Here is a 2,563-nt window from a genome sequence, read left to right as displayed (position 1 = left end):
CGCCGGGCGGTCGGCGGCGTCCCGGAGGCCGGCCAGCAGCGGTATCCGGCCCTCGGGCAGCCGGACGCCCAGCAGGACGGGCACCCCGACCGCGGCCAGTTCCTCCTGGACCGCGCAGGTCAGCGCCGCGGGGCCGGCGCCGGGACCCGCGGGCGCGTCGAGGACGACCGGCAGCAGCGGGCCGGGGCCGGGCCGGAAACCGAGGACGCGGGCCAGGGCGGGGGCGTCGGCCGGGTCGAGCCGGCCCTCGGCGAGGTCGGTGAGGAAGTCGCCGCGTCCCCGGGCCGCCAGTTCCTCCTCCTGGCGGGCCTGGAGCAGGACGACGGCCAGCAGGCCCGCCGTCCGGTCGGCGACCGCGTGGTGCACCGGTGCCAGCGGCGCGTGCGCGGGCAGGACGGTCAGCCGGGCCCGCGGCCCGCCGGGGCTCTGTCCTGGGACGTCCACGGCGACCCGTCCGGGCAGGTCGGCGTGGCGCAGTCCGTCCCACACCTGGAGCGGGTCGGCGGCGCCCGGCGGCGCGGGGTCGGGCCCGGCCGCGTAGAGGAGCCGCCCGTCGGCGGCCTCCAGGAAGACCGGGTTGGCGGTGAAGTCCGCCAGCAGCCGCAGCACTTCGGGCGCCCCGCCGCCGTCCAGCAGCGCCTCCGTGCACCGCCGGTGGACGCCGTCCGCGCTCCGCAGCAGCGCGTAGTGCGCGTTGACCAGCTCGGTGTGGAGCTCCTCGGTGACCGCGACGAACGGGACCTCCCGGTGCAGCTGGACGAGCGGCAGCCCGGCCGCGCGGGCTGCGTCCACGACGGCGGCGGGCAGCGCGGGCAGGCGCGCGCCGAGCTCCACGACCAGCGCCGCGATGTCCCGTTCCACCAGGGTCCGGACGAAGGCGCGCTGCTCGGCCGGGCGGCTGCCCAGGCCCAGGCCGGTGGTCAGGAGCAGTTCGCCGCCCTTGAGGAGCGCCGCGATGTGCGGCGCCTCGCCGGCGTGCACCCAGCGCACCGGGCGGTCCAGGCGGTCGGCGGCGGCCAGCACCTCGGGCAGCCCCCGGCGCAGGGCAGGCAGCTCCAGGGCGCGGGCGACGGTGACGGTGCTCCGGGGCACCCCGGGTATCGGTGGCTGGGCGTGCATGACGTGAACCTACGGGACGGGGACCGGGGGGAGGGAGCCCACCGGGACGGGGAGCCCGCCGCGGCGTCCCGCCGGCGCGGCGCGACGGAGCGGGCCCGCGCCCGGTCGGCCGTGGTGTGCGCGTGCCCGGCCGGCCCGTGGGGTGCGCCTGCGGCGCGGTGGAGCGCCCGGCGGCTCCTTCACCGGAGCCCGCGCCCCGGCGCGCTCTACTGCGCCCCCGACGGCGCCCCTCGCGTCCCCTCCCCTCTACGCCCGGCCGAGCACCCCGGAAGACGGTGCCCCGAGCGGCGTTCCCGCCCCCCGGCACTCCGCGCGTGCGTGTAGCAGAAGGCCCCCCGCCCCCGAAGGAGTTGCCGCATAGTCGGCGCCGCCCCGGCGGCCGCGTGATAGGCAGGGTGACCCGAATCCGGCCACGGCCGGTCGAGCCAGGACCTCGGGGGACGACGATGCAGCCGCTCTATGTTTTCGACGCCGAAGTCAGCGCCGTTCCGGGCGCGGACCCCTTCCCGCTGGTACGCGAGCACGTGGGCGTCTGGCTTAGCGGGCCCGCGGGGGACGGGCCCGTCGCGGCGGAGCTGGCGGCCGCGTCCGGGCCCCGGCCGCTGCACGGAGGACGGACGGTGGAGTGGGCCGTCGAGGGGCCACCGGACGCGACGGCCGTGCGGGTCACGGTGAGCCAGCCGCTCGACGGCGGGGTCGGCCGGTTCGTCACCCGGATCACCGTGTCGTCCGTCGCGGGCCGGGTGGGGCTGCGGGTGGTGATGGGACGGGAGGTCGACGGCGGGTGGATCGCGCCCGTCCAGGACCCGATGCTGCGCCGGCCCGGGCTGCTGCGGACGGTGGCCGCCGACGAGGAGCTCCGGCTGCACGTCCTCGGCCAGCGGGTGACCGGGCGGTACGAGCGGATCCGGGAGACCGCGCAGACCGCCGTGCTCACCGAGTCGCTGGCCGGCGGCACCCGGCTGCCCATCCTGCTGGTGCACCCCCGGGAGGACGCCGCCTGGACCGCCGCCCGGCAGGCGGCAGGCGAGCTGATCGGCCTGGCCCAGGTCGTCACCCTCAACTACGGCACGGCCCGCGAGCTGCGCCGGCAACTGCCGGAGGCCGCCGTGCCGGACGGCGGCGCCCGGCTGGTCTGGCCGCTGCCGGCGCTCACCCACCCCGCGTACGCGCGCGCCGAGGTCGCCGACCCCGCCACCCGCTTCCGCTGGATGCGCACCCTCGGCGAACTCGCCGTCGTCGCCCGGGGACCCGACCGCGGCTGGGAGGCCGCCCGCCGGGCCGCCCGGGGCACCGCCGCGCGGCGGACCGCCGAACGCCTCGCGGTGGCCCGCGCGACGGGCGACGTCGCCCGCCAACTGGACGTCTACGAGGAACGGGTGGCCCGGCTGGAGGCGGACGTCGCCTTCTGGGAGGGCGAGGCGCAGACGCTCACCACCCGGCT

The 2,563-nt window shown here is 79.1% G+C and carries 2 protein-coding genes; one reads left to right on the top strand and one right to left on the bottom strand.

Translation table 11 applies throughout. The features are described from left to right. Window positions 1-1,119, bottom strand: a 1,119-nt coding sequence (locus JNW98_RS31620; protein ID WP_223771741.1) for a PucR family transcriptional regulator ligand-binding domain-containing protein, incomplete at its 3' end; no start/stop codon positions are given. A gap of 446 nt (window positions 1,120-1,565) precedes the next feature. On the opposite strand from JNW98_RS31620, the gene JNW98_RS31615 reads away from it, so the two are divergent. Next, a partial coding sequence (locus tag JNW98_RS31615; protein WP_223771740.1) for a hypothetical protein occupies window positions 1,566-2,563 on the top strand: 998 nt, incomplete at its 3' end.

The sequence above is a fragment of the Streptomyces huiliensis genome (assembly GCF_020037025.1).
GTDB lineage: Bacteria > Actinomycetota > Actinomycetes > Streptomycetales > Streptomycetaceae > Streptomyces > Streptomyces huiliensis.
The sequence above is the reverse complement of the archived record's forward strand: the minus strand, read 5'-3'. Positions and strand labels throughout refer to the sequence as shown.